Origin of the sequence: Pseudomonas fildesensis, assembly GCF_001050345.1 — a bacterium.
Lineage (GTDB): Bacteria > Pseudomonadota > Gammaproteobacteria > Pseudomonadales > Pseudomonadaceae > Aquipseudomonas > Aquipseudomonas fildesensis.
Genome location: NZ_LFMW01000002.1, coordinates 1 through 25,086, shown reverse-complemented (window position 1 = coordinate 25,086; position 25,086 = coordinate 1). Strand labels below are relative to the sequence as shown.

The window sequence follows — 25,086 nt, the reverse complement described above, 5'->3', positions numbered from 1 at the left end:
TCTTGGATGCCTGCCTTTTGGAATAGAGATCCCCTGTGGGAGGGGGCTTGCCCCCGATGGCGGTGGATCAGTGATGAATGTGTCGACTGACCGCTATCGGGGGCAAGCCCCCTCCCACATTGGATCCGTGCAGGTTTTTAGAAGGCGTCGCCGGGGATGCGTACGAAGCCTTCCATTAATACCCGTGCACTGCGGCTCATGATGGCTTTTTTCACCACCCATTCGCCGTTGACCTGGCTGGCTTCGGCGCCGACGCGCAAGGTGCCCGAGGGGTGCCCGAAGCGCACGGCATTACGTTCAATACCGCCCGCAGCGAGGTTGACCAACGTGCCGGAAATCGCCGCCGCCGTGCCAATCGCCACCGCCGCCGTGCCCATCATCGCGTGGTGCAACTTGCCCATCGACAGCGCGCGCACCAGCAGATCCACATCACCCGCCTTGATCGCCTTGCCGCTGGAGGCCACGTAGTCCGCAGGCTTAGCCACAAACGCCACCTTCGGCGTGTGTTGACGCTGAGCGGCTTCGTCCAGGTGCTTGATCAAGCCCATGCGCAACGCGCCGTAGGCACGCACCGTCTCGAACATCGCCAGGGCTTTCGGGTCGCTGTTGATCGCGCCTTGCAGTTCGGTACCGGTGTAGCCGAGGTCTTCGGCGTTGATGAAAATCGTCGGGATACCGGCGTTGATCAGCGTCGCCTTGAAGGTGCCGACACCGGGCACCTCCAGGTCGTCGATCAGGTTGCCGGTGGGGAACATAGAGCCCCCGCCGCCCTCTTCTTCCGCGGCCGGGTCCATGAACTCCAGCTGTACTTCGGCAGCCGGAAAAGTCACGCCGTCCAGTTCGAAGTCGCCGGTTTCCTGCACCGCGCCGTCGGTGATCGGCACGTGGGCGATGATGGTCTTGCCGATATTGGCCTGCCAGACGCGCACCACGGCCACGCCGTTGTGCGGCACACGCGATGGGTCGATCAGGCCGGCGCTGACCGCGAACGAACCAACCGCCGCCGACAGGTTGCCGCAGTTGCCGCTCCAGTCGACGAAGGGCTTGTCGATGGAGACCTGGCCAAACAGGTAATCCACGTCATGCTCGGCGCGGGTGCTCTTGGCCAGGATCACGCTTTTGCTGGTGCTCGAGGTGGCGCCGCCCATGCCGTCGATCTGCTTGTCGTAAGGGTCGGGGCTGCCGATTACCCGCAGCAGCAGGGCATCACGGGCAGCACCCGGCAACTGCGCTGCTTCGGGCAGGTCCTGGAGGCTGAAAAACACACCCTTGCTGGTGCCGCCACGCATGTAGGTGGCGGGGATCTTGATTTGCGCTACGTGTGCCATGGTTGTCCTCTCAGGCGGTCGCCGCCGATTCCAGGAAGTCCTGGGCAAAACGTTGCAACACGCCGCCCGCCTCATAGATCGACACTTCTTCGGCGGTGTCCAGGCGGCAAGTCACCGGCACTTCGACACGCTCGCCATTTTTACGGTTGATCACCAGCGTCAACTGCGCACGCGGGGTGCGTTGGCCGATCACGTCATAGGTCTCGCTGCCGTCAATCTGCAGGGTATGGCGGTCGGTGCCCGGCAGGAATTCCAGCGGCAACACGCCCATGCCCACGAGGTTGGTGCGGTGAATGCGCTCGAAACCTTCGGCAGCAATCGCTTCCACACCGGCCAGGCGCACTCCCTTGGCGGCCCAGTCGCGGGACGAGCCCTGGCCGTAGTCGGCGCCGGCGATGATGATCAGCGGCTGCTTGCGTTCCATGTAGGTTTCGATGGCTTCCCACATCCGCGTGACTTTACCTTCCGGTTCAATACGCGCCAGGGAACCCTGCTTGACCTTGCCGTTCTCCAGCACCATTTCGTTGAACAGTTTCGGGTTGGCGAACGTTGCGCGCTGCGCAGTCAGGTGGTCGCCGCGATGCGTGGCATACGAGTTGAAGTCGACTTCCGGCAGGCCCATTTTCGCCAGGTATTCACCGGCGGCGCTGTCGAGCATGATCGCGTTGGACGGCGACAGGTGATCGGTGGTGATGTTGTCCGGCAGCACCGCCAGCGGGCGCATGCCCTTGAGCGGACGCGCGCCGGCCAACGCGCCTTCCCAGTACGGCGGACGGCGGATATAGGTGCTTTGCGGGCGCCAGTCGTACAGCGGGGTGACTTTCGGGCCGGTGTCTTCGTGGATCGCGAACATCGGGATGTAGACCGCGCGGAACTGCTCCGGCTTGACCGACGCCTTGACCACTGCATCGATCTCTTCATCGCTTGGCCAGATGTCTTGCAGGCGAATTTCCTTGCCATCGGCGTCGAGGCCGAGCACGTCCTTTTCAATATCGAAACGGATGGTGCCGGCGATCGCATACGCCACCACCAGCGGCGGCGACGCCAGGAACGCTTGCTTGGCGTACGGGTGAATACGCCCGTCAAAGTTGCGGTTGCCCGACAACACGGCGGTGGCGTACAGGTCGCGGTCGATGATCTCTTGCTGGATCACCGGGTCGAGCGCACCCGACATGCCGTTGCAGGTGGTGCAAGCAAAGGCCACGACACCAAAACCCAATTGCTCCAGCTCGGTAGTCAAGCCCGCTTCGTCAAGGTACATGGCCACGGTTTTCGAGCCCGGTGCCAGCGACGACTTGACCCACGGTTTGCGCGTCAGCCCCAACTTGTTGGCATTGCGCGCCAGGAGGCCTGCGGCAATCACGTTGCGCGGGTTGCTGGTGTTGGTGCAACTGGTGATGGCAGCAATGATCACCGCGCCGTCGGGCATTTGCCCCGGCACTTCATCCCACTGGCCGGAGATACCTTTGGCGGCGAGGTCACTGGTGGCGACGCGCGCGTGAGGGTTGCTCGGGCCGGCCATGTTGCGCACGACGCTGGACAGGTCGAAGGTCAGGCCGCGCTCGTATTGCGCGCCTTTGAGATCGTCCGCCCACAGGCCAGTGTGACGCGCGTACTGCTCCACCAGGGTGACTTGTTCGTCTTCGCGGCCGGTGAGTTTCAGGTAGGCGATGGTTTGTGGGTCGATGTAGAACATTGCCGCTGTGGCGCCGTATTCCGGGGCCATGTTGGAGATGGTCGCGCGGTCACCCAGGGTGAGTTTTGATGCACCTTCGCCGAAGAACTCCAGCCATGCACCGACCACTTTCTGTTTACGCAGGAACTCGGTCAACGCCAGCACCATGTCGGTGGCGGTGATGCCCGGCAGCAACTTGCCGGTCAGCTCGACGCCGATGATTTCCGGCAGGCGCATCCACGAGGCGCGGCCGAGCATCACGCTCTCGGCTTCGAGGCCGCCGACGCCGATGGCGATCACGCCCAGGGCATCCACATGAGGGGTGTGGCTGTCGGTGCCGACGCAGGTATCCGGGAAGGCTACACGCTTTCCGTTTTCATCTGGGCGCACCTGGATCACCGGAGACATTTTCTCCAGATTGATCTGGTGCATGATGCCGTTGCCCGGCGGGATCACGTCGACGTTCTTGAAGGCCTTTTTGGTCCACTCGATAAAGTGGAAACGGTCTTCGTTGCGACGGTCTTCGATAGCGCGGTTTTTCTCGAACGCGTCCGGGTCAAAACCACCGGCTTCGACGGCCAGGGAGTGGTCGACGATCAATTGGGTCGGCACCACCGGGTTGACCTGGGCCGGGTCGCCGCCTTGCAGGGCGATGGCGTCGCGCAGGCCCGCGAGGTCGACCAGAGCGGTCTGGCCGAGGATGTCGTGGCACACCACACGCGCCGGGAACCAGGGGAAGTCGAGGTCGCGCTTACGTTCGATCAGTTGGCTCAGGGAGGCGTTGAGGGTGGCCGGGTCGCAGCGACGCACCAGGTTTTCCGCGAGCACGCGGGAGGTGTAGGGCAAGGTGGCGTAGGCGCCTGGGCTGATTGCATCGACAGCCGCGCGGGCGTCGTAGTAATCGAGGCGGCTGCCGGGGAGCGGTTTGCGAAATTCAGTGTTCATCGTCAGGACTCGGTCACGGTAGTTACAAAAGAAGCCGACCGATCCGGGGCTGGAATGCAATCCAAATGTGGGAGGGAGCAAGCCTCCTCCCACATTTTTAATCGGGCTTCCAATCCGGGAGCGTCGGTCTTCTCATTCAGCGACGTTCGATTGGCACGAACTTGCGCTGTTCGACGCCGATGTACTCGGCGCTTGGACGGATGATGCGGTTGTTGGCGCGCTGCTCGAACACGTGGGCAGCCCAGCCAGTCAGGCGCGAGCACACGAAAATCGGGGTGAACAGCTTGGTCGGGATACCCATGAAGTGGTACGCCGAGGCATGGTAGAAGTCGGCGTTGGGGAACAGTTTTTTCTGTTCCCACATGGTCTTGTCGATAGCTTCGGAGACCGGAAACAACACTTTGTCGCCCACTTCATCGGCGAGTTTTTTCGACCAGCCCTTGATCACTTCATTGCGCGGGTCGTTGTCTTTGTAGATCGCGTGGCCAAAGCCCATGATCTTGTCCTTGCGCGCCAGCATGCCGAGCGTGCCTTCGACCGCGTCTTCTGCCGACGAGAAACGCTCGATCATTTCCATCGCTGCTTCGTTGGCACCGCCGTGCAGCGGGCCGCGCAGGGAGCCAATGGCTGCGGTGACGCAGGAATACAGGTCGGACAAGGTCGACGCGCAGACACGGGCGGTGAAGGTCGAGGCGTTGAATTCGTGCTCGGCGTAGAGGATCAGCGACACATTCATGACTTTTTCATGCAGCTCGCTCGGCTTTTTGCCATGCAGCAGGTGCAGGAAGTGGCCGCCGATACTCGGCTCGTCGGTCACGCAGTCGATGCGTTTGCCGTCGTGGCTGAAGCGGTACCAGTAGCACATGATCGCCGGGAAGGCGGCGAGCAGGCGGTCGGTGACATCGCATTGCACGCTGAAGTCTTTTTCCGGTTCGATATTGCCGAGGAACGAGCAACCGGTGCGCATCACGTCCATCGGGTGGGCGTCGGCGGGGATGCGTTCCAGCACTTCTTTCAGCGCCTGAGGCAGGTCGCGCAGTGTGCTGAGTTTTTTGCTGTAGGCGGCCAGTTCGGTTTTGGTCGGCAATTCGCCGTACAGCAGCAGGTAGGCGACTTCTTCAAATTGCGCATCGGCGGCCAGTTCGCGCACATCGTAGCCGCGATAGGTCAAGCCGGCACCGGCCTGGCCCACGGTGGACAGTGCGGTCTGACCGGCCACCTGGCCACGCAGGCCGGCGCCACTCAGTACTTTTGCTTCAGCCATGGTTCTTCTCCAATTTTGTAGTTATTCAGGGAGGCGTGTTCGTTACTTCTTCGCGGCGAACAGCGCGTCGAGCTTCTGCTCGAAGGTGTGGTAGTCGATGCGATCGTAAAGCTCCATGCGGGTTTGCATGGTGTCGATCACGTTCTGTTGGGTGCCATCGCGACGGATCGCGGTGTACACGTTTTCGGCGGCCTTGTTCATGGCGCGGAAGGCCGAGAGCGGGTACAGCACCAGGGAAACATCCGCAGATTTCAACTGTTCGACGGTGTACAGCGGCGTCGAACCAAATTCGGTGATATTGGCCAGGATCGGCGCCTTCACACGGGCGGCGAACAGCTTGTACATCTCCAGTTCGGTGATGGCTTCCGGGAATACCATGTCGGCGCCGGCCTCGATACAGGCAGCGGCACGCTCCAGGGCAGACTCAAGGCCTTCGACGGCAAGGGCGTCGGTGCGCGCCATGATCACGAAGCTGTCATCGGTGCGCGCATCCACGGCCGCCTTGATGCGGTCGACCATTTCCTGCTGGGACACGATTTCTTTGTTCGGGCGATGGCCGCAGCGCTTGGCGCCGACCTGGTCTTCGATATGGATGGCGGCCGCGCCGAACTTGATCATCGACTTGACGGTGCGCGCCACGTTGAACGCCGAAGAGCCAAAACCGGTGTCCACGTCCACCAGCAGCGGCAGGTCGCACACGTCGGTGATGCGGCGCACGTCGGTCAGCACGTCATCCAGGCCGGTGATGCCCAGGTCCGGCACGCCGAGGGAACCGGCAGCCACGCCGCCACCCGACAGGTAGATCGCCTTGAAGCCGGCGCGCTTGGCCAGCAGTGCATGGTTGGCGTTGATCGCGCCGACCACTTGCAATGGCTGTTCACTGGCGACTGCGTCACGGAAACGCTGGCCCGGGGTGCTACTGCCGTTGTTATAAGAGCTGTTGGAACTCATGACTCACCTCGTGATTGGGGAGCGCCGTCCGGGAAGTGACGGGCGATGTTGCGTTTGGAAGCACCGATATGCCGGCGCATCAACAGTTCGGCCAATTCACCATCGCGATCGGCAATCGCGTCAAGAATGCGGTGATGCTCGGCAAAAGCCTGGCGTGGACGATTCGGAGTGGCAGAGAACTGGATGCGGTACATGCGCACCAACTGGTACAGCTCGCCGCAAAGCATTTGGGTCAGGGTGCGGTTGCCGGCGCCTTGAATGATCCGGTAATGAAAATCGAAGTCGCCTTCCTGCTGGTAGTAGCCAAGGCCGGCTTGAAAGGCTTCGTCGCGCTCATGGGTGTGCAACACCTGGCGCAGCTCTTCGATTTCCACATCGGTCATGCGCTCGGCGGCCAGGCGGCAGGCCATGCCTTCGAGGGATTCGCGGATTTCATAGAGCTCGACCAGCTCGGCGTGGCTCAACGACACCACTCGCGCGCCGACGTGAGGTATGCGCACCAGCAGGCGCTGGCCTTCCAGGCGGTGGATCGCCTCGCGCAGAGGGCCGCGGCTGATGCCGTAGGTGCGCGCCAGCTCCGGTTCGGAGATCTTGCTGCCGGGGGCGATTTCGCCCTTGACGATGGCGGCCTGGATACGTCGAAAGACGTTCTCCGACATTGTCTGGGATTCGTCTGACGGCGCCACCGAGGCTTGCGCTTGATCGAGCATATTGTCGACACCTTTAAAAGCAATGCCGCAAAAACTAGCCAATCAGACCCAGATAGTCAAAGAATAAATACACATTGTCGACAATCGTCTAATAACCACCGATGCGCACTCGCGGGGCATGGCCGCCTGCCAGCGCTGGCGCCAGAAAAGCATCATGTTAGAATGCTCGCCGCTTTTGCCTGACATCACTTGATGAAACGGCGCACCAGAGATTGCGCAGCAATGCCAGTCGCCTTGAATTGAACATCGCACTGCACCGCCTCAGGATCTATGAGACTCAAGCCCTTCCTTCTGATGTGCCTACTGTTCATACCGGGACTTATATCGGGGCTAAGTGCTGCCGCCGAGAAAACCGTGTATGGGCTGAATGAATACGCCAAACTGGCCGGTATCGACCTGGAAGTCGCAGCCAAACTCGACACGGGCGCCAAGACCGCCTCGTTGAGCGCCCGCGATATCAAACGCTTCAAACGCAACGGCGAATCCTGGGTACGCTTCTACCTGGCGATCGACACCGCCCATTCCCACCCCATCGAACGCCCCCTGGCCCGCGTCAGCAAGATCAAGCGCCGTGCCGGTGACTACGACCCCGATGAGGACAAGAACTACACCGCCCGTCCGGTGATTGCCCTGGATATCTGCATGGGCACCGCTTTACGCAGCATCGAAGTGAACTTGACTGACCGCAGCGCCTTCCAATACCCGCTGCTGATCGGCTCCGAAGCGCTTAAACGCTTTGATGCGCTGGTCGACCCCAGTCTTAAATATGCAGCAGGCAAACCTGCCTGCGCCACCGACGCTCATACCGCCGAGTAAACCGAATGCGCTCTCTGACCCTGCACCTGAGATTCCTGATCGCCATCCTGGTGGTGTTGGGAATTTCGGTCACCGCCTATCAGATCTTCGTGCTGGGGATCCCCGTCACCGAGGACGCCACCGACGACTTGTGGAACATCGACGCCAAGGTCGAGTTCGTCGCCAACCCGAAAGACCCGGTGAAGATCCAGATGTTCGTGCCGCCGCTGAGCCGCGACTTCGTCAGCCTTAACGAGAGTTTTATCTCGAACAACTACGGGGTGAGCGTCAACCGCACCGACGGCAACCGCAAGGTGACCTGGTCGGCACGTCGCGCCAAAGGCAACCAGACCCTCTACTACCGCCTGGTACTGACCAAGCGTTACAGCGGCGAAAAGGTCAAGATCAAGGGCCCGACCTTCCGCGACAGCATCGCTGTGGAAGGCCCGGAAAAAATCGCCGCCGAAGCCCTGCTGGCACCGATCCGCCAGCACTCGGCCGACGTCGAGACCTTTATTACCGAAGCCATCAAGCGCACCAACAACCTCAACGACGACAACGTCAAGCTGCTGCTGGCGGGCGACCCTTCGATCCCGCACAAGGCCAAGATCGTCGAACTGCTGCTGTCCATCGCCCATGTGCCGGTGGAAAAAGTCCACACCATCCGCCTCGTCGCCGACCAGCCGCAAACCCCGGAACTGTGGCTGCGCAGCTTCAATGGCAATGACTGGCTGTACTTCAACCCGGAAACCGGCGAACAAGGCCTGCCCGCCGACCGACTGCTGTGGTGGACCGGCGATGAAAACCTGATCACGGTCGACGGCGGCAAGAAAGCCATGGTGACCTTCAGCCTGAACAACAGCGAGATGAACGCGATTCGCCTGGCCAAGTTGACCGACGAAAACACCGACGCCAACTTCCTCGAATACTCGCTGTACGGCCTGCCGCTGCAAACCCAGCAGACCTTCATGATCATGGTGATGATCCCGATTGGCGTGCTGGTGATTTTGATCCTGCGCAACCTGATCGGCCTGCAGACCCTGGGCACCTTCACCCCGGTGCTGATTGCGCTGGCGTTCCGCGAGACGCAATTGGGCTTCGGGATTGTGCTGTTTACGATTATCACGGCGCTGGGCTTGTCTCTCAGGTCGTACCTGGAACATTTGAAGCTGCAGATGTTGCCGAGGTTGTCGGTGGTGCTGACCTTTGTGGTGGTGCTGATCGCGGCCATCAGCCTGTTCAGCCACAAGCTGGGGCTGGAGCGCGGGCTGTCGGTGGCGCTGTTCCCGATGGTTATTCTGACCATGACCATCGAACGCCTGTCGATCACCTGGGAAGAACGCGGCGCCAACCATGCGCTGAAAGTAGCGATCGGTACGCTGTTCGCCGCGTCCCTGGCCCACATCATCATGAGCGTGCCGGAGCTGATCTACTTCGTGTTCACCTTCCCGGCGATCCTGCTGATCCTGGTGGGCTTCATGCTGGCCATGGGGCGTTATCGCGGCTACCGCCTGACCGAGCTGGTGCGTTTCAAGGCCTTCCTCAAGGCTGACTCGTAATGTTCGGCTTCTGGAAGACCTGGAAGGCCCTCGAAGCGCGGGGGATCATGGGCATCAACCGGCGCAATGCGGACTACGTGCTCAAGTACAACAAGCGCAGCCTGTACCCGATCGTGGATGACAAGATCATCACCAAGGAACGCGCGATGGCGGCCGGCATCCATGTGCCGGAAATGTACGGGGTGATCTCCACAGAGAAGGAAATCGACAAACTTGACGAGATCCTCAAAGGGCGCAGCGACTTCGTGATCAAGCCCGCCCAGGGCGCTGGCGGTGACGGCATCCTGGTGGTAGCCGACCGTTTTGAGGGGCGCTATCGCACGGTGTCCGGCAAGATCATCAGCCATGAAGAAATCGAGCATCAGATTTCCAGCATCCTCACCGGCCTGTATTCCCTGGGCGGCCACCGCGACCGTGCGCTGATCGAATACCGCGTGGTGCCCGACCAGATCTTCAAGAGCATCAGCTACGAAGGCGTGCCGGACATCCGCATCATCGTGCTGATGGGCTACCCGGTGATGGCCATGCTGCGCTTGCCGACCCGTCAGTCGGGCGGCAAGGCCAATCTGCACCAAGGCGCGATTGGCGTGGGCGTCGACCTTGCTACCGGCCTGACGCTGCGCGGCACCTGGCTGAACAACATCATCACCAAGCACCCCGACACCACCAACGCGGTGGACGGCGTGCAACTGCCCAACTGGGACGGCTTCATGAAGCTCGCCGCCGGCTGCTACGAGCTGTGCGGGTTGGGGTATATCGGCGTGGACATGGTGCTGGATCAGGAAAAAGGCCCGCTGATCCTCGAACTGAATGCACGGCCGGGGCTGAATATCCAGATTGCCAACGATTGCGGGCTGACCTTGCGCACCCATGCCGTAGAGGCACGGCTGGAGGAATTGAAAGCTGCCGGCGTGACGGAAACCCCTGAAGAACGGGTGAAGTTCGTGCAGGAGATGTTTGGGCATATCCCGCCGGTGGAAGGCTGACCCCATCGGTCGTCGATCGTCGATCGTTCCCACGCTCTGCGTGGGAATGCATACCGTGACGCTCTGCGTCACAAGCGGACGCAGAGCGTCCAAGGCGGCATTCCCAAGCAGAGCGTGGGAACGATCAAACGATCAATCAAGCTGCAAGCTGTAAGTTTCAAGAAAGAGCAACCGTGTTTTTAACTTGCAGCTTTAAGCTCGAAGCTTGCAGCTGCCGCCAAGGCCCCCTCATGTCGACCTGCTCTGTACACCCGCTGCCCTACCGGGCCAACCCCGCCGAGTATTTTGCAGCGATTCGCCCTGCCCCCGGCGCGGTGCTGCTGGACAGCGGCCGACCGGCGGCCGAACGCGGTCGTTATGACCTGCTCAGTGCCTGGCCCGAGGTAACTCTGACGGTTCAGCCTGACGAAAACGGCAGCGATTTCCTGCAACGGTTGCGTGCAAATCTCACGCAGTTGGGTGAAGCGCTATTGCCAAGCGGTTATGAGTTGCCGTTTGCCGGCGGCCTGATCGGCTACCTGAGCTACGACTTCGGTCGGCATCTCGAGCACATGCCGCACTTGGCAGTGGACGACCTGCACCTGCCGGACGCACGTTTTGGGCTGTATGCCTGGGCGCTGATCAGCGATCACCTGGCGCAGACCAGCCAGTTGGTGTTCCACCCTGCGTTGGCCGACAGCGAACGGCAACGGCTGATCGCCTTGTTCAGCCAGCCTGCCACCGAATCACCGGCGACCTTCAAGCTCCACGGCCCCATGGCACCGGACCTGACCGCCGAGGCCTACGAGCAAGCCATCGTGCGTATCCAGGCTTACATCCAGGCAGGCGACTGTTACCAGGTCAACTTCGCCCAGCGTTTTCGCGCGCCGTACAGCGGTGATCCATGGGTCGCCTATTGCGCCCTGCGTGAAGCCTGCCCCACTCCGTTTTCCGGGTTCCAGAGCCTGCCGGATGACGGCGCGGTGCTGAGCCTGTCGCCGGAGCGTTTTGTGCGCATCAGCGAACGCCACGTCGAAACCCGCCCGATCAAAGGCACGCGCCCGCGTGGCCTGACGCCAGAAGAAGACGCCGCCCATGCAGCCGAACTCATGGCCAGCCCCAAGGACCGCGCCGAAAACCTGATGATCGTCGACCTGCTGCGCAACGACCTCGGCCGCACCTGCCGCACCGGCTCGGTGAAGGTACCGGAGTTGTTCAGCCTGGAAAGCTACCCCAACGTGCACCACCTGGTGAGCAGCGTCACCGGCACACTTGCCGACGACAAGGACGCCCTCGACCTGATCGCCGGCAGCTTCCCCGGCGGCTCCATCACCGGCGCGCCGAAGATTCGCGCGATGCAGATCATCGACGAACTGGAACCCACCCGGCGTGGCTTGTACTGCGGTTCGCTGGTGTACCTGGATGTACGCGGCGAGATGGACAGCTCCATCGCGATTCGCAGTTTGCTGGTCAAGGACGGGCAGGTGTGCTGCTGGGGCGGCGGCGGGATTGTGGCGGATTCGCAGTGGGAGGCGGAGTATCAGGAGTCGATGACGAAGGTGCGGGTGTTGTTACAAACGCTGGAAGGCTTGTAGCAACTTAGACCACCTTTATCAGGTACGACCTGCGGCGAGGGCGCTTGCTCCCGTTGGAGGGCGAAGCACTCCCCAATCCGTCCTGATACAACGCACTTTTAAGTTTAAGGCTGCTACGCAGCCCAACGGGAGCAAGCTCCCTCGCCACTTCGTTTGATGGCTGGCATGAAGATCGTGAGCCCTTTAGTTTTACTAGAACCGAGAGTTACAAGCTCAACGGCCGATTCGAAGCCTTGATGAACTCTGCTTTCAACGCCTCAAACGTATGCACCGCCGGGAACTGCGGGAACTCGCGAATCACATTCTCCGGCGCGTGGAACAGAATCCCGCGATCCGCCTCGCCCAGCATGGTGGTGTCGTTGTAGGAATCGCCGGCAGCAATCACACGGTAGTACAAGGTCTTGAAGGCCAATACCGACTGACGCTTGGGATCCTTCTGACGCAGTTGGTAACTCACCACACGGTCGTTTTCATCGGTGATGAGGCGGTGGCACAGCAGGGTCGGGAAACCCAACTGGCGCATCAGCGGCTGGGAAAACTCGTAGAACGTGTCTGACAGGATCACCACCTGGAAGCGCTCGCGCAGCCAGTTGACGAACTCAACGGCGCCGTCCAGCGGCTTGAGGGTGGCGATCACTTCCTGGATGTCGGCGAGCTTGAGCCCATGCTCATCCAGAATGCGCAGGCGCTGTTTCATCAGCACGTCGTAGTCGGGAATGTCCCGGGTGGTGGCCCGCAGGGATTCAATACCGGTTTTTTCGGCGAAGGCGATCCAGATTTCCGGAACCAGCACCCCTTCCAGGTCGAGACAGGCAATTTCCACAAGACACTCCCATTTGAAATTATTGAGTTGAGCGAGCAAAAGGACTGCCGAACTCTAGCGATTCATGCTCGCCGCCGCAACGCAGAGCGTATTTTGGTAACATCGCTCCCCTATAGAGCGCTCAGCGCCACTGACCTGTAGGAACCGTCCTGATGAACCAAGCCTTCGACGTCGTTGAACTCGCCGCGACTTACGCCAACAAATCCGCCCAGGACATTCTCAAGCTGGCGTTCAGCCAGTTCGGTGATGACCTGTGGATCTCCTTTAGCGGTGCCGAGGACGTGGTGCTGGTGGACATGGCCTGGAAGCTGAACAAGAACCTCAAGGTGTTCAGCCTCGACACCGGCCGCCTGCACCCGGAGACCTACCGGTTTATCGAGCAGGTGCGGGACCATTACAAGATCGACATCGAACTGATTTCGCCGGACCAGAGCAAGCTGGAACCCTTCGTCAAGGAAAAGGGCCTGTTCAGCTTTTATAAAGACGGCCACGGCGAATGCTGCGGTGTGCGCAAGATAGAACCGCTGCGCCGCAAGCTTTCCGGCGTGCGCGCCTGGGCCACCGGCCAGCGCCGCGACCAAAGCCCCGGCACCCGCAGCCAGGTGGCGGCGCTGGAAATCGACACGGCCTTCTCCACCCCGGAACGCACCTTGTACAAGTTCAACCCGCTGGCACAGATGACCAGCGAGGAGATCTGGGGTTACATCCGTATGCTGGAGTTGCCGTACAACAGCCTGCATGAGCGCGGTTTTATCAGCATCGGCTGCGAGCCGTGCACCCGCCCGGTATTGCCGAACCAGCACGAGCGCGAAGGCCGCTGGTGGTGGGAAGAAGCCACGCAGAAGGAATGCGGACTGCACGCCGGGAACATTATCAGCAAGGCCTGACGCCTAAAATCCCGTACACAATAATGTCACCACAGGTGCCATTTTTGTGTGCACTTAAAAATCATCCGCACCGAAAAGTTACACCCCTCCCCGCTCGATTCTTTCTGGCCGTCCTGGCTCAACTCTCGCTGAAAAATAAATAGCTGTTCAAACGGTCAATTTATATTGCTTTAAATTCAGCCAGTTGCTTAAACACCCTACAAAAACGAAATTATTCACGGCTTTCATCGACCGAAAACTGGCACACATGTGGCTTAAGGTTAAAACACTTTGTATACAAAAAATACAAAACCTACATACACCTTTCCATCAGCGGCTCCGCTGCCGATGTGCTGGAGCCTGCCGGAATGCGTACAAGCCTCTCGAACCACATCGCACTGGATCTGCCCTCCTCCGCCCTGAACCCCGAAGCCGTGAGCCCCAGCCCGTTGATGCTCAGCCCACGGCTGCACAACGATGTCAGCGGCGAAAGCATTGCAGTTGATAACGTCAGTCATTAAACAAGGACATTCCATGCGCATCCTCGTGGTCAACGTCAACACCACCGAATCCATCACTGAAACCATCGCCCAGCAAGCGCGCGCGGTGGCCTCGCCAGGCACCGAGATTGTCGGGCTCACGCCGTATTTCGGCGCCGAATCGGTGGAAGGTAATTTCGAAAGCTATCTGGCGGCCATCGCGGTGATGGACCGGGTGATGGCCTACGACCAGCCGTTTGATGCGGTGATCCAGGCCGGTTACGGCGAGCATGGTCGTGAAGGTTTGCAGGAATTGTTGAACGTGCCGGTGGTGGACATCACCGAAGCGGCGGCCAGCACTGCGATGTTTCTGGGCCATGCGTACTCGGTGGTCACCACCCTGGACCGCACGGTGCCGCTGATTGAAGACCGACTGAAACTGGCCGGCCTGTATCAGCGCTGCGCCTCGGTGCGGGCCAGCGGCATGGCGGTGCTGGAGTTGGAAGAAGACCCGCTGGCCGCCATGGAAGCCATCGTACGCCAAGCTGAACTGGCGATTCTCGAGGACCAGGCCGAGGTGATCTGCCTGGGTTGCGGCGGCATGGCCGGACTGGATGAGCAGATTCGCCAACGCACCGGCGTGCCGGTGGTGGATGGTGTGACAGCGGCGGTGACGATTGCCGAATCACTTGTGCGGTTGGGGTTGTCGACGTCGAAGATCAGGACGTATGCGACGCCGCGGCCGAAGAAGGTTGTAGGCTGGCCGCCACAATTCGGACGGTGACACACGTGTAAGAGCCCGGCTCGCCGGCGATGGCAATCTTGAGGACGCCATCGCCGGCAAGCCGGGCGCCTAAAGGGTGGCGTTGAATCTGTCGCTCAGGCGTTGCTCGGCGAATTGCTCGATGATGAAGTCCACAAACGCCCGGGTCTTGCCGGGCAACAGTTTGTGTTCGGCGTAGTAGATGGAAATATTGCCGTCATCCACGTACCAATCGGGCAATACCCGCACCACTTCGCCGCTGTCGAGGAACGGCACAGCCATCGGCATGCTGACCAACGCAATGCCCAGGCCCTGAGCGCTGGCGCAGCAGGCGGCTTCGGAGTCGCTCATGGTCATCCGGGGCTTGAGCACCAGCGGGCGGCATTCACGCTCCAGGCTGGTCAGTTGCCAGGAGCGCACGCGGCCGGTTTGCGGCGAGCGGATCAGAATGCCAAGGCAGTGCGACAAATCTTCAGGCGCCAGCACCGGCCGGCGTCGCGCCAGGTAATCCGGTGACGCCACCAGCACCCGATGCGCGGGTGCCAGCTTGCGCGCCACCACGCCCTGGGGCAGTTCAAAACCACCGCCGATGGCGGCATCGAAGCCCTGGCCGATCAGGTCGACCTGGCGGTTATCGAAATGCCAGTCCGGGCTGATATCCGGGAAGCGCAGCATGAATTCCGCCAGCAGCGGCACCACATAGCGATTACCGAACACCGTACCCATGCTGACCTTGAGCGTGCCTACCGGCCGCCCTTCGGCGCTGGCCAGGTTGGCCACGGCGTTCTGGATGGTGGTGAGGCTGCCGCTGACCTCTTCAAGGAACAGCTTGCCGGCTTCGGTCAGTGTCAGGCGTCGCGTACTGCGCTGGAACAGCCGCACGCCGAGCCGCGCTTCCAGCTTGGCGACGCTTTTGCCCACCGCCGCCGGCGTCAGGCTCAGGTGCCGGGCCGCTTCGGCAAAGCTGCCGCCTTCGGCGCTGCGCACAAAACATTCGATACTGCCAAAGCTTTCCATATCGCCCCACTCTAAACTTTTGGTTTACACAGACTATAGCAATCAAGGTCTACCGGCAGGGGTGGGTGAGGTCGATACTCAGCTCCATCAACAAGGCATACCGCCTTGAACCGTTTGGAGATCGACATGACCACCCAAGACCTCAGCGGCAAAGTCGCCTTGATTCAAGGCGGCTCCCGCGGCATCGGCGCCGCCATCGTCAAGCGCCTCGCGGCACAAGGCGCAGCTGTAGCCTTTACCTACGTCAGCTCGGCGGCCAAGGCCGAGGAACTGCAGAACAGCGTGATCAGCGAAGGCGGCAAAGCCCTGGCGATTCACGCCGACAGCGCCGATGCTGCGGCGATCCGCAACGCAGTCAACGCTACCGTCGAAGCTTTTGGACGCCTGGATATCCTGGTGAACAACGCCGGTGTACTGGCTATCGCCCCGCTGGAAGATTTCAAGCTGGAAGACTTCGACCAGACCCTGGCGATCAACGTACGCAGCGTGTTTATCGCGACTCAGGAAGCGGCCAAGCACATGGGCGACGGTGGCCGGGTGATCAATATCGGCAGCACCAACGCCGAGCGCATGCCGTTTGGCGGTGGTGGTCCGTATGCGATGAGCAAGGCGGCGCTGGTGGGTTTGACCAAGGGCTTGGCGCGGGACTTGGGACCACGCGGCATCACGATTAATAACGTACAACCTGGGCCGGTGGACACTGATATGAACCCGGCGAACGGTGATTTTGCCGAGACTCTGATCGGGTTGATGGCGGTGGGGCGTTATGGGCATGTGGAGGAGATTGCCAGTTTTGTGGCGTATCTGGCGGGGCCGGAGGCGGGTTACATCACGGGTGCCAGCTTGACCATTGATGGTGGCTTCAGCGCCTAAGATTTCTGGAGCACTGCAAGTGCTAAATGTGGGAGGGGGCTTGCGCCCTCCCACATTTTTGACCGCGTTCATTCAACGCAGGGGCGGCAGGCCATAGGCGGCCAAGTCGAAGTCTGCGAGCTTGCGGATGATCTGGTCGGCGTGGTGGTACTTACTGTCGGCCATGGCTTCATCAGGCACGGCGATGGCGGTCATGTGGGCCGCTTTCGCAGCGGTGACGCCGAACGGCGAATCTTCGAGCACCAGGCAATCTTCCGGCGCTACGCCCAGGCGGCGGGCGGCGGTGAGGAAGATGTCCGGCGCGGGTTTGGCGGCACCGACCTCCGGGTCGTCAGCGGTGACGATGGTACCGAACAGGCTAAACCACTCGCGGTGCAACGTCGTCTTGTGGCCAAACGAATTGCGCGACGAACTGGTGCCCACGGCAATCGGAATATTGTGTTCCTTCAAGTGCCGGACCAGCGCCTCGGCACCGGGCATGCCCAAAGCCTTGGGGAAACGCTCGCTCATCAGCGGTTCGCGGATCTCCAGAAACTCAGCCGGTGTGATCGGCAAATCCAGCGCCTTGACCAAGTAATCCGCCAGATCCTGGGCGCCACGACCGATGATGTGCTGCTTGATGCTCCAGTCGTAGGTACGACCGTAGCGTTCGGCGATGATCTTCGTGACTTCGGTGTAGATGCCTTCCGTGTCCAGCAACAAACCGTCCATATCAAAAATCACGGCCTTGATTGGACCGACTGCGCTACGCGGTGCATTCATCACTACAACCCTGGAGGAAGGACTAAAAGGATTCAGCACAATAACGGCCCACGCTGCCTGCAAGCAACCGTTGTGGCTCGACCACTGCCCCGCACTGTTCAGCTACGCCAAGGTTGTGGTGAGCAAACGCCCGCGAACGTCAGTGCGTTCCAAGACACGGTTGGCAGTGCTGGCTGTGTTTGCAAAGTGAGGCTTATATCTGGCAACAGTCCTTATCGATTGCCTCTGAGAGACAAGCTAACGTTGACAGACACCGGGTATGGAATATTTGCAAAAAACGCCCAAATGACTAATTAAAGACTTATTAATATATAAGATATAAATAAGCTTCCAGCAGGAAAAACATGGTTAGTACGTCCCCCCACATACAAATCATCAATGACCTTGAAGGCAAGCCAGCGTTTGTGGTCATTCCTTACTGGCAATACTTCACACAGCAAGGTCGCAGCCACCTGATCCCAAATCAGGTGGTCAGCCTGATAGTCGACGGTCTGACTCCCATCCGCGCCTGGCGCGAATACCTGAACCTGACCCAGGATGACGTTGCCAAACGCCTGGGCATTTCCCAATCCGCATTTGCCCAGCAAGAAGCGGTCAACAAACCTCGTCGGACGACGCGGGAAAAGATTGCCAAGGCATTTGGCATCAATGCCAGCCAACTCGAGCTATAACACCATTCGGAAAAGTCCGCCCCCTCGATCACCTGAAAGCGAACCCAAACATACTCTATCGCGTAGCTGCCGATAGCCTGGTGCTGTTTCACCTCACCTTCATCTTGTTCGTTCGGCCTCGCCGGGCAAGCCAGCTACGGCGGCGGGTTTATCGAGCACTACATCCTGAGCCTGATCTATCCGGCCGGCTTGACCCCGCAGATCCAGTTGGGCTTGGGCGCCCTGGTGCTGCTCATCAATATCGCGGTGTACGGGCGGCTTATCCGACGTTACGTACAGGCTTGAGACAGCTTCACTGGTGAAGAATCAAACTCCCTCACTCCCTTCATAGCCGCCCCCATGTCCGAAGCCTTCGAAGTCCCCAGCCCTCACGAAAAACACATCGAACACACCACCGAACATGCCCACGCGCGCGGGGACAATTTCGCCAGCCGCATCGCCGTGATGACTGCCCTGATGGCCACCCTCGGCGCCATGCTCAGCTACCAGGCCGGCTCCACCGAAAGCGAAGCGGCGATGGACAAGAACAACGCCGCCATCTTCAAGACCGAAGCCGCCAACCAGTGGAATTACTACCAGGCCAAATCCAGCCGACAGAACCTGGCGGAACTGGCCACGCATATTCCCGGCGTCGATGCGGCGCACTACAACGATGAAGTCCAGCGCTACAAAAGCCAGAAAGAAGACGTGCGCAAACAGGCTGAGAAACTGGAGGCCACTTCAAAGGAATGGGACGACAAATCAGAACAGGCCTTGCACCAGCATCACCGGTGGGCACAGGCGATGACCGCGATTCAGATCGCAATTTCGCTGGCGGCGATCACGTTGCTGACAAGGAAGGAATGGTTGAAGCGCATGGCGTATGCCGCCGGGGGGGTGGCGATGGTGTTGGGGAGCCTGGCGTGGCTGCATCTCTAGCCATTGTGGTTGGGCGCGCCTGAAGGGGCTGTTTGTTTTCAATTTGTTACTGAAGCGATTAGAGTATCGCGCCCCCGAGAATTGAATCTCGGGCTTTAGTCCATGGAGTTACACAGTGAAGTACGTCAGCAAAGTAGTTGCAGCAGCCGTTCTCGGTTTCACCCTCGCAGGCTGCACCGGCACCGCCATCAAATCCCCGCAGTACGACAGCAGCCAATACACGGTGCTGGGTCACAGCGAAGCCAGCGCCACCGGCGTCATGCTGTTCGGCATTATCCCGATCGGCCAGAACAGCCGCTTTGTTCGCGCCCAGGATGCTGCCATCAAAGCAAAAGGCGGCGACGCGCTGATCAATACCCAAGTCCAGGAAAACTGGTTCTGGGCGTGGGTACTCAGCGGTTACACCACCAAAATCTCGGGTGATGTGATCAAGCTGAAAACTGCGCAATAAGTGTGACGTTGCCACTATCGCCCGGGATTTAACCTGAGCGGGCGACGTATCATGGGCCATCTTTCGAGGATGGCCCATGAACCTCAGTATCGTTTACGCCCTCGCGGCCGCCGCCCTGTTCGGCGCCAGCACCCCGCTCGCCAAAAGCCTCGGCCTGGGCCTCTCGCCCGTGCTGCTCGCCGGCCTGCTGTACCTCGGCAGCGGCATCGGACTCGCCTCTGTACGATTAATCCGTGATCGCGGCTGGAAACCTTCCGGGCTGACTCCATCGGAATGGCCCTGGCTAATCGGCGCCATCACCTTTGGCGGCATCCTCGGGCCCGTGGCCTTGATGTTCGGCCTCACCCGCACCGCCGGGTCTACGGCCTCTCTCATGCTCAACCTTGAATCGGTGTTGACCGCCGTTATCGCCTGGCTGGTGTTCAGAGAAAACGCCGACCGCCGCATCGTCTTGGGGATGATCGCAATTGTGTTGGGCGGCGTGGCGTTGTCATGGCCCGAAGGCGGCGGCGCCAGTCACGATTGGACGGGGCCGCTCGCCGTCGCGGTGGCCTGCCTGTGCTGGGGGATCGATAACAACCTGACGCGCAAAGTATCTGCGTCGGACGCGTTGTTTATTGCCGGCGCCAAGGGATTGATTGCGGGGTTGGTGAATTGCAGTTTGGCGCTTTATCTCGGCGCGCAGATTCCGGCTGCGGCGCAACTGGGGCCTATCCTGCTGGTTGGGTTCCTGGGCTATGGCGTCAGCCTGGTCATGTTTGTGCTGGCGCTACGCGGGCTGGGCAGTGCGCGTACCGGGGCTTACTTTTCTACCGCGCCCTTCCTCGGTGCTGCGCTGGCCTTGCTGGTAATGGGAGAGTCAGTGACAGGGGCCTTCTGGATTGCGTCGGCGTTGATGGCTATCGGTGTGTGGCTGCACCTGACAGAGCGCCATACGCATGATCATCAACATGAGCCGACGGAGCACGGGCATCGGCATGTGCACGATGAGCATCATCAGCATGAACATGGGTTTGAATGGGATCCGGCGGTACCGCATAGCCATGTGCATACGCATGGTGCGATGAAGCATAGCCATGCGCATTTCCCGGATGTGCATCATCGGCATAGGCATTGAGGATGAGGATCATGCCCACCGTATAGGCGGCTTTGGGCAACGTCCTATAATCCATTCAGAAGTGGCAGGCTCCCGTTTCTAAATCTCCACGCCTGTAGTCGCTCGATCGCCCACATGGCGAACGGGTTTGGCGACTCGATGATAAATCGACAGAAACGTCCCGGCGTATTTGCGGGATGAATTCCGCTGCGCGACGGGTGCGATTTGCTGGATGTCATCGGGCGGCGTATGGATATGCCACGAGCGTGATATAGGATCAGATACGTTTTCAACCCACAGAAATAACAAACCGCTGACTTCTCTCGAAACCAGCGGTTTTGTGTAAATAACGTTTGCCGGGCGCTTTAAATAAATCCGTCCCCTTTGCCCTGCCTTTGCCCTCTTTGCCCTCTTTGCCCCTTATGCGCAGCGAAAAATACTCAGCATCTGTCCCATTTGAGCGTTTTTCAGACGCCAAAAACCACAAACCCCCGGCTTTCTCTAGGAAAACCAGGGGTTTGTGTTTACTTAATGTGGCGGTGAAGGAGAGATTCGAAACTACCCGCAAAGTTACTTTCATCATGCAAGTGCCCGGTTTACGCGGCCTGCAGCGATGCTCCCTCTCCAAAAAATCGGCATTCTCAGTCCCATGGTAGTCCCATGGGTTTTGCACCGAGTTAGTGCGCCAGGGTTGAGAGGGGGTAAAAAACGGCGTGCCGGACGGTTTATGTTGAGGCATGGGAAAAAGGTAATATTGGTAATACGCTCGAAAAAACAGAATAAAGCCCTTAAATTTCAATAGCTTGATGAATATTTAGAAAGGTAATAATTTGGTAATTTATAGGTTAGGTCATTACCTTTTCATCGAGTAATTCCTAGCACCCTCAATCCCCAGCAAAACCGGGCACCTGGCTGAATATTACCTTTGCCATTACCAAATATTACCCCTCAAGGTAATACGCCCAGCCCACGAATTACGAGGGCTACAGCAAAGTTGGTAGCCTTCCTAACCAAAATTACCTTTTTCCCAGCCCTGATTCCAAAATAGCCATCCGCTAGGCAAGTCCTCGCGCTGGGGTCTAGTCTGTGGATTTACGATTGGAGCCTTCGTATGGCACATGAATATTCGCTCTCAGATGTGCTTGAGAGGATGTATGAAAATCAGTTGGCCCTTGAAGCAGCCTTGATGGAGCTAACGCTTCGCCTCGAAGAACAAGGCTCAGTCGAAGCAGGTGAAAACGTGCGTGGCGCCTTGGAGACGATTGGTGAGAACGCCGGCCATATCAAGCAAGGTTTGGCCCGCCTCAAACGGTAAGAAGCCAATTAGGGTGGAGACAGGTTTTGAAATGCCCTTTTATCGCTGAAACCCATACGCCTCGCGGCCTATGGCATATTTTCGATCTAATCGAAGGTAATCATGGACGGTGAGAAAATAGATCTATCTCGTTTCGGAAAATGTCCGTATTCCTATGTTTTTCTCTTTTTCGATCAATGAATCCGGGGAAGCTGCCCTCCCTCTCCAGTCATGATTACCTCTCAGCGTTTTGTAACCACACTGCACTTTTTCGCAAAACTTTGCATTTCGTGAAATTGCTATTTACCCCAGCGAGCCCATAGCGGGCTTGGCCTGCGTGCTCGATTGCACCACCCTTGACCTTTGCACAAAAAACACGCGTAAAGCCCGTCGGCGGGAGGGGGATAAGTGCTTTTCGTCTCGTTTTTTTCTTTCGACTGTCATTTTCCGGGCAGGAGCCCCTGCTTTGTGTTTTCGACATACGGGCAGGCTAACGTCCTGTTCAGGACAGAAAGTGCTTGATCAAATTTGATGGGTTGACCCATACTTTGACCGTAGCCACAACGTAGCTACGTTTTGTCTCAGGGAGTGATATCATGAATGCATTGCTTAAAACCACTGACGTGCGTTGCCGCATTGACGAGGATTTGAAGGAGCGTGCCACTGCTGTGCTCAATGCCTGTGGGCTTAGTCTCAGTGACGCCATGCGTCTTTTCCTCCGCCAGGTTGTGACAACACAGGGATTGCCTTTCGAGGTGCGCGTCCCTTCGGAGAAGACCGCTCGTGCTATGGCACAAGCGCGTGAGATTCGTCGCCAGTTTGATTCGATCGACGACATGCTAAGGGACGCTGATGGCGAAGCCGGAGAAGAAGCAAAAGCGCGCAGACCTGCCAAAGCAGTGCGCGCAAACGCCAGAGTTTAAGAAATCCTGGGAACGATATAAGCGCGCTGGGCGTCGAGACATGAACGAGGTCCGTGCAGTAATGGTAATGCTGTTCCTCGGAGAGGTGCTACCTGCTGAATATCGTGATCATGCTTTGACTGGGGACAAAGATGGCTTTAGGGAGTGCCACATTGGTGGAGACTTCCTGATGATTTACGAGCACTCCAGAGCTGACCTTGTAACCTTCGTAGATCTTGGTAGTCATGCCGAGTTGTTTGAATAGAAACAGCATTGCTTATGCAAACAATAAGGCGCCTATTGGCGCCTTGTTTTTTCTGAAACACACTACTCGGTAGTGTCGGGCGAGTCTGATGTGGTGTACACCCTGAAGTCTGCGATTGCCTCGGGTATCAAAATACCCAGCCGGCCAGTTTTTTTGTTAAATCCTAGCTCCCCAGTTTCAATTATTCGCCTTACATGTTCTACAACATCTTTATCAAGCTGCCCCATTACGAACTCTATGAAATCCTCAACAGCCTTATGATCTTGATGTATTGAGTCGTAACCAACTGATCGCATTGACGCACCTATGGATACACTCCAAAAGTCATCATACTGTATGAATAGAGGTAGATTCCCTCGAAAGTAGATATCGCCAATCGAAAGCTTCCCAACCTCAACATTCCCATGCAAAAGGTCGTTCCTCTCATTCATGAGAGTATGAAAAGCTTTACACTCTTGAGCAGCATAATCAATTAAGCCGTTAAATCCATTGCAATTCAAGTGAAGTGACTGTATTCGAATGTCTATTGGTTGCCGAACTATACTTTGAAAAAGCCGATCATTTGCCTTTATCTCGGGTTTAGCCAAGGCAAAAATCAGGAGATTTATGAATGACTCCGCAAGAACTGGAAGCATAGATCTAAGGCCGAAGACTAAACCTACTGCCGCACTGTATCTAGCATTCAGTGCTATCCAGCGCTCATTAAACCCTTTCATATCCTCTGCGGTTTTAGGGTGCACTATTTTGTCACTGGCCGGATTTATACCTAATGCGTCCAGTTGGTTAAAGTTTTCCGTCACTGCACGTCTAATGCGTTCGTAAGGATTTATAAACTGCGTCCATTTCTCGAGTTCCGTCCTAAATGCTGTGATTTTTTTTCCGTACTTTCCAATATCTCCCTTGATCTGGTTTATGAACATCTCCAGATCAAGCCCCTTTCCTTGAAAATCACCAGCTAGCAGAACCTCTGTTCTGAAGTTCATTCCCATTATTGAGATCAATCCGTCAGAGTTTGCTAATGTCCACTCCCAGTGTATTAGGTTGTCAGAGTCATCTTTTCTTGCAAGATTTAGCAGGCCATTTGGCTCCCCATACTTGGCATATAGATAGCAATACAGATCTAGAGGTTTTATCTCGTTGGTAAACTCCCAGCGCATTTCATTCTTAGGTAAAAGTCCACCAGCAACAATTTTAGCAACGCAACCGGTAGGGATGGCCTGTAGATCTATAAAGTAAGTATCTGACATAAAAATCCCATATTTTTGTGTTGTGGTTTTCCGGCTAAGTAATAAAGCTAAAGCGTTATAGACCGGAGCTGCTTCACTAGCGTCAATGTCATGACAGCATTTTCTGTAAATCTACTGGAGTCCGTCGGGCTTGGCGATGGTCCAGGCGAGTGGGTATGTCCAGCCATCTGGACGTTCATCTGCTGCACCAGGTCGAGCAAATCGCACAGCACCTGCAGCACGTTGACGCCCTCGGATCCCAACCAAGTCTTGGGTGCCGCAAGCCGCTGGCTGACCGCTGCCACACTCTTACGCAATCCCTGAATCCTTTCCTCCATATCGCCACCCACCGTGGCGTTGTGCTTCTGCCCCACCACCAGGTTCAAGTCCCGCCCAGTCGCCTGGTGTAAATCATCCACAGCCGCCAGGCTCGCAGATCCGCCCGACAGCAGCTTGAGCGCACCCAGCGCCTCGATCGTCTTGATCCCACCCACTGACTCAGTGGAATGATCATCCACCGTCCTGGTGTGATTCTGGAACGTCTCCGTGTTCCCCATCGCCTCTACTTCCCGCTCGATCGCCTTATCCCGGATCTTGCCGTCAGTCTGACGCAGCCAGTTGCCATCCGCGTCGACGCGCTGCTGGCAAGCCTCGCTGTGCTGCCACACCTGGTCACCCTTCGGGACGCTGGGCATGCTCAAACCGTGGGGCAGAATGGTTGTAAGCGCTCCATAAACCCCACATTCAAAGCGCTTATCGGATCCCGGATGCTGTGCTCCCGATTCCCTCAGGAGCCAGCTCGCCATGATGCGACCCGATGCCAAAGTCGAAAAAGTGTATCTGTACCCCAAGCCGGTCGACTTCCGAAAATCCATCGACGGCTTGGCTGCGCT

The 25,086-nt window shown here is 58.4% G+C and carries 26 protein-coding genes and 1 pseudogene; 16 read left to right on the top strand and 11 right to left on the bottom strand.

Features of this window, described 5'->3' with window-relative positions:
* Positions 1-137: 137 nt before the first annotated feature.
* The 5 genes from prpF to ACR52_RS03400 form a co-directional block, all read right to left on the bottom strand.
* On the bottom strand, positions 138-1,328 hold the full coding sequence (prpF, locus tag ACR52_RS03420) for a 2-methylaconitate cis-trans isomerase PrpF (RefSeq protein ID WP_048720536.1): 1,191 nt from the start codon (positions 1,326-1,328) through the stop codon (positions 138-140).
* Between the two features lie 10 nt (positions 1,329-1,338).
* Positions 1,339-3,948, bottom strand: a complete 2,610-nt coding sequence (acnD, locus tag ACR52_RS03415) for a Fe/S-dependent 2-methylisocitrate dehydratase AcnD (RefSeq protein ID WP_048720534.1) — start codon at positions 3,946-3,948, stop codon at positions 1,339-1,341.
* Between the two features lie 136 nt (positions 3,949-4,084).
* The gene (prpC, locus tag ACR52_RS03410; RefSeq protein WP_048720533.1) at positions 4,085-5,212 is read right to left on the bottom strand and encodes a bifunctional 2-methylcitrate synthase/citrate synthase; all 1,128 of its coding nucleotides are present in this window, start codon (positions 5,210-5,212) and stop codon (positions 4,085-4,087) included.
* Between the two features lie 42 nt (positions 5,213-5,254).
* On the bottom strand, positions 5,255-6,163 hold the full coding sequence (gene prpB / locus ACR52_RS03405) for a methylisocitrate lyase (protein ID WP_048720530.1): 909 nt from the start codon (positions 6,161-6,163) through the stop codon (positions 5,255-5,257).
* Positions 6,160-6,873, bottom strand: coding sequence for a GntR family transcriptional regulator (locus tag ACR52_RS03400; protein WP_048720528.1), 714 nt, complete (start codon positions 6,871-6,873; stop codon positions 6,160-6,162). Before ACR52_RS03400 ends, prpB begins: the two co-directional genes overlap by 4 nt.
* Before the next feature lie 270 nt (positions 6,874-7,143).
* Here ACR52_RS03400 and rloA point away from each other — a divergent pair, with 270 nt between their 5' ends.
* The 4 genes from rloA to pabB all read left to right on the top strand — a co-directional run bounded on the left by rloA (position 7,144) and on the right by pabB (position 11,787).
* A complete protein-coding gene (gene rloA, locus ACR52_RS03395) occupies positions 7,144-7,689 on the top strand; it encodes a retropepsin-like aspartic peptidase RloA (protein WP_048720526.1) in 546 nt (181 codons plus the stop codon).
* Between the two features lie 5 nt (positions 7,690-7,694).
* Positions 7,695-9,227, top strand: a complete 1,533-nt coding sequence (rloB, locus tag ACR52_RS03390; protein WP_048720521.1) for an osmotic stress tolerance membrane protein RloB — start codon at positions 7,695-7,697, stop codon at positions 9,225-9,227.
* Positions 9,227-10,213, top strand: a complete 987-nt coding sequence (locus tag ACR52_RS03385) for an alpha-L-glutamate ligase-like protein (RefSeq protein WP_048720519.1) — start codon at positions 9,227-9,229, stop codon at positions 10,211-10,213. The genes rloB and ACR52_RS03385 overlap by 1 nt, the downstream gene beginning before the upstream one ends.
* Positions 10,214-10,443: 230 nt before the next feature.
* On the top strand, positions 10,444-11,787 hold the full coding sequence (pabB, locus tag ACR52_RS03380; protein ID WP_048720517.1) for an aminodeoxychorismate synthase component I: 1,344 nt from the start codon (positions 10,444-10,446) through the stop codon (positions 11,785-11,787).
* Positions 11,788-11,992: 205 nt separating this feature from the next.
* Here the strand turns inward: pabB and thrH are convergent, their stop codons facing one another.
* Positions 11,993-12,610: a bifunctional phosphoserine phosphatase/homoserine phosphotransferase ThrH gene (gene thrH, locus ACR52_RS03375; protein WP_048720515.1), complete on the bottom strand. Its 618-nt coding sequence runs from the start codon at positions 12,608-12,610 to the stop codon at positions 11,993-11,995.
* Between the two features lie 152 nt (positions 12,611-12,762).
* Between thrH and ACR52_RS03370 the strand changes: the two genes are divergently transcribed.
* The 3 genes from ACR52_RS03370 (at position 12,763) to ACR52_RS03365 (ending at position 14,739) form a co-directional block, all read left to right on the top strand.
* Positions 12,763-13,497, top strand: a complete 735-nt coding sequence (locus tag ACR52_RS03370) for a phosphoadenylyl-sulfate reductase (RefSeq protein WP_048720513.1) — start codon at positions 12,763-12,765, stop codon at positions 13,495-13,497.
* A gap of 347 nt (positions 13,498-13,844) precedes the next feature.
* Entirely contained in the window at positions 13,845-13,997 is a 153-nt protein-coding gene (locus tag ACR52_RS30885) for a hypothetical protein (RefSeq protein ID WP_173439180.1), read from the top strand.
* Between the two features lie 13 nt (positions 13,998-14,010).
* A complete protein-coding gene (locus ACR52_RS03365; RefSeq protein ID WP_048720511.1) occupies positions 14,011-14,739 on the top strand; it encodes an aspartate/glutamate racemase family protein in 729 nt (242 codons plus the stop codon).
* A 69-nt stretch (positions 14,740-14,808) separates the two neighbouring features.
* Here ACR52_RS03365 and ACR52_RS03360 read toward each other — a convergent pair whose 3' ends face one another.
* Positions 14,809-15,735: a LysR family transcriptional regulator gene (locus ACR52_RS03360; protein ID WP_048720510.1), complete on the bottom strand. Its 927-nt coding sequence runs from the start codon at positions 15,733-15,735 to the stop codon at positions 14,809-14,811.
* Between the two features lie 126 nt (positions 15,736-15,861).
* On the opposite strand from ACR52_RS03360, the gene ACR52_RS03355 reads away from it, so the two are divergent.
* Positions 15,862-16,608 carry a 3-oxoacyl-ACP reductase family protein gene (locus ACR52_RS03355; protein ID WP_048721323.1) on the top strand — a complete coding sequence of 249 codons (747 nt, stop codon included), beginning with the start codon at positions 15,862-15,864 and terminating at the stop codon, positions 16,606-16,608.
* Between the two features lie 72 nt (positions 16,609-16,680).
* Here ACR52_RS03355 and ACR52_RS03350 read toward each other — a convergent pair whose 3' ends face one another.
* Positions 16,681-17,370: an HAD-IA family hydrolase gene (locus ACR52_RS03350; RefSeq protein WP_048720508.1), complete on the bottom strand. Its 690-nt coding sequence runs from the start codon at positions 17,368-17,370 to the stop codon at positions 16,681-16,683.
* A gap of 344 nt (positions 17,371-17,714) precedes the next feature.
* On the opposite strand from ACR52_RS03350, the gene ACR52_RS03345 reads away from it, so the two are divergent.
* The 5 genes and pseudogenes from ACR52_RS03345 (at position 17,715) to ACR52_RS03330 (ending at position 20,527) form a co-directional block, all read left to right on the top strand.
* Positions 17,715-18,041 (top strand): helix-turn-helix domain-containing protein, encoded by a 327-nt coding sequence (locus ACR52_RS03345; protein WP_048720506.1) that lies wholly within the window; start codon positions 17,715-17,717, stop codon positions 18,039-18,041.
* 50 nt (positions 18,042-18,091) lie between these two features.
* A pseudogene (locus tag ACR52_RS29070) lies at positions 18,092-18,326 on the top strand (DUF2784 family protein).
* 54 nt (positions 18,327-18,380) lie between these two features.
* A complete protein-coding gene (locus tag ACR52_RS03340; RefSeq protein WP_048720504.1) occupies positions 18,381-18,959 on the top strand; it encodes a DUF4337 domain-containing protein in 579 nt (192 codons plus the stop codon).
* A 115-nt stretch (positions 18,960-19,074) separates the two neighbouring features.
* Positions 19,075-19,410, top strand: a complete 336-nt coding sequence (locus ACR52_RS03335; protein ID WP_048720502.1) for a hypothetical protein — start codon at positions 19,075-19,077, stop codon at positions 19,408-19,410.
* 76 nt (positions 19,411-19,486) lie between these two features.
* Positions 19,487-20,527 carry a DMT family transporter gene (locus ACR52_RS03330; protein WP_048720500.1) on the top strand — a complete coding sequence of 347 codons (1,041 nt, stop codon included), beginning with the start codon at positions 19,487-19,489 and terminating at the stop codon, positions 20,525-20,527.
* 268 nt (positions 20,528-20,795) lie between these two features.
* Here ACR52_RS03330 and ACR52_RS30100 read toward each other — a convergent pair whose 3' ends face one another.
* On the bottom strand, positions 20,796-21,089 hold the full coding sequence (locus ACR52_RS30100) for a hypothetical protein (protein WP_152687579.1): 294 nt from the start codon (positions 21,087-21,089) through the stop codon (positions 20,796-20,798).
* Between the two features lie 528 nt (positions 21,090-21,617).
* Between ACR52_RS30100 and ACR52_RS03325 the strand changes: the two genes are divergently transcribed.
* From ACR52_RS03325 to ACR52_RS29065, 3 genes are all read left to right on the top strand, one after another.
* Positions 21,618-21,821 (top strand): hypothetical protein, encoded by a 204-nt coding sequence (locus ACR52_RS03325; RefSeq protein WP_048720498.1) that lies wholly within the window; start codon positions 21,618-21,620, stop codon positions 21,819-21,821.
* A 575-nt stretch (positions 21,822-22,396) separates the two neighbouring features.
* Positions 22,397-22,723, top strand: coding sequence for a type II toxin-antitoxin system RelB/DinJ family antitoxin (locus ACR52_RS03320; protein WP_048720496.1), 327 nt, complete (start codon positions 22,397-22,399; stop codon positions 22,721-22,723).
* On the top strand, positions 22,653-22,967 hold the full coding sequence (locus tag ACR52_RS29065; protein WP_082143093.1) for a type II toxin-antitoxin system YafQ family toxin: 315 nt from the start codon (positions 22,653-22,655) through the stop codon (positions 22,965-22,967). Before ACR52_RS03320 ends, ACR52_RS29065 begins: the two co-directional genes overlap by 71 nt.
* A 62-nt stretch (positions 22,968-23,029) precedes the next feature.
* Here the strand turns inward: ACR52_RS29065 and ACR52_RS03315 are convergent, their stop codons facing one another.
* Positions 23,030-24,214 carry a hypothetical protein gene (locus tag ACR52_RS03315; protein ID WP_152687578.1) on the bottom strand — a complete coding sequence of 395 codons (1,185 nt, stop codon included), beginning with the start codon at positions 24,212-24,214 and terminating at the stop codon, positions 23,030-23,032.
* Between the two features lie 47 nt (positions 24,215-24,261).
* The coding region (locus ACR52_RS03310) for a hypothetical protein (RefSeq protein WP_236692114.1) at positions 24,262-25,086 on the bottom strand (825 nt) is incomplete at its 5' end.

What these genes read in the sequence shown, in the direction of transcription:
- prpF (WP_048720536.1), bottom strand. Translation starts at nt 1,328, where the DNA reads ATGGCACACGTAGCGCAAATCAAGATCCCCGCCACCTACATGCGTGGC.
- acnD (WP_048720534.1), bottom strand. Translation starts at nt 3,948, where the DNA reads ATGAACACTGAATTTCGCAAACCGCTCCCCGGCAGCCGCCTCGATTAC.
- prpC (WP_048720533.1), bottom strand. Translation starts at nt 5,212, where the DNA reads ATGGCTGAAGCAAAAGTACTGAGTGGCGCCGGCCTGCGTGGCCAGGTG.
- prpB (WP_048720530.1), bottom strand. Translation starts at nt 6,163, where the DNA reads ATGAGTTCCAACAGCTCTTATAACAACGGCAGTAGCACCCCGGGCCAG.
- ACR52_RS03400 (WP_048720528.1), bottom strand. Translation starts at nt 6,873, where the DNA reads ATGCTCGATCAAGCGCAAGCCTCGGTGGCGCCGTCAGACGAATCCCAG.
- rloA (WP_048720526.1), top strand. Translation starts at nt 7,144, where the DNA reads ATGAGACTCAAGCCCTTCCTTCTGATGTGCCTACTGTTCATACCGGGA.
- rloB (WP_048720521.1), top strand. Translation starts at nt 7,695, where the DNA reads ATGCGCTCTCTGACCCTGCACCTGAGATTCCTGATCGCCATCCTGGTG.
- ACR52_RS03385 (WP_048720519.1), top strand. Translation starts at nt 9,227, where the DNA reads ATGTTCGGCTTCTGGAAGACCTGGAAGGCCCTCGAAGCGCGGGGGATC.
- pabB (WP_048720517.1), top strand. Translation starts at nt 10,444, where the DNA reads ATGTCGACCTGCTCTGTACACCCGCTGCCCTACCGGGCCAACCCCGCC.
- ACR52_RS03370 (WP_048720513.1), top strand. Translation starts at nt 12,763, where the DNA reads ATGAACCAAGCCTTCGACGTCGTTGAACTCGCCGCGACTTACGCCAAC.
- ACR52_RS30885 (WP_173439180.1), top strand. Translation starts at nt 13,845, where the DNA reads ATGCGTACAAGCCTCTCGAACCACATCGCACTGGATCTGCCCTCCTCC.
- ACR52_RS03365 (WP_048720511.1), top strand. Translation starts at nt 14,011, where the DNA reads ATGCGCATCCTCGTGGTCAACGTCAACACCACCGAATCCATCACTGAA.
- ACR52_RS03360 (WP_048720510.1), bottom strand. Translation starts at nt 15,735, where the DNA reads ATGGAAAGCTTTGGCAGTATCGAATGTTTTGTGCGCAGCGCCGAAGGC.
- ACR52_RS03355 (WP_048721323.1), top strand. Translation starts at nt 15,862, where the DNA reads ATGACCACCCAAGACCTCAGCGGCAAAGTCGCCTTGATTCAAGGCGGC.
- ACR52_RS03350 (WP_048720508.1), bottom strand. Translation starts at nt 17,370, where the DNA reads ATGAATGCACCGCGTAGCGCAGTCGGTCCAATCAAGGCCGTGATTTTT.
- ACR52_RS03345 (WP_048720506.1), top strand. Translation starts at nt 17,715, where the DNA reads ATGGTTAGTACGTCCCCCCACATACAAATCATCAATGACCTTGAAGGC.
- ACR52_RS03340 (WP_048720504.1), top strand. Translation starts at nt 18,381, where the DNA reads ATGTCCGAAGCCTTCGAAGTCCCCAGCCCTCACGAAAAACACATCGAA.
- ACR52_RS03330 (WP_048720500.1), top strand. Translation starts at nt 19,487, where the DNA reads ATGAACCTCAGTATCGTTTACGCCCTCGCGGCCGCCGCCCTGTTCGGC.
- ACR52_RS30100 (WP_152687579.1), bottom strand. Translation starts at nt 21,089, where the DNA reads ATGATGAAAGTAACTTTGCGGGTAGTTTCGAATCTCTCCTTCACCGCC.
- ACR52_RS03325 (WP_048720498.1), top strand. Translation starts at nt 21,618, where the DNA reads ATGGCACATGAATATTCGCTCTCAGATGTGCTTGAGAGGATGTATGAA.
- ACR52_RS03320 (WP_048720496.1), top strand. Translation starts at nt 22,397, where the DNA reads ATGAATGCATTGCTTAAAACCACTGACGTGCGTTGCCGCATTGACGAG.
- ACR52_RS29065 (WP_082143093.1), top strand. Translation starts at nt 22,653, where the DNA reads ATGGCGAAGCCGGAGAAGAAGCAAAAGCGCGCAGACCTGCCAAAGCAG.
- ACR52_RS03315 (WP_152687578.1), bottom strand. Translation starts at nt 24,214, where the DNA reads ATGTCAGATACTTACTTTATAGATCTACAGGCCATCCCTACCGGTTGC.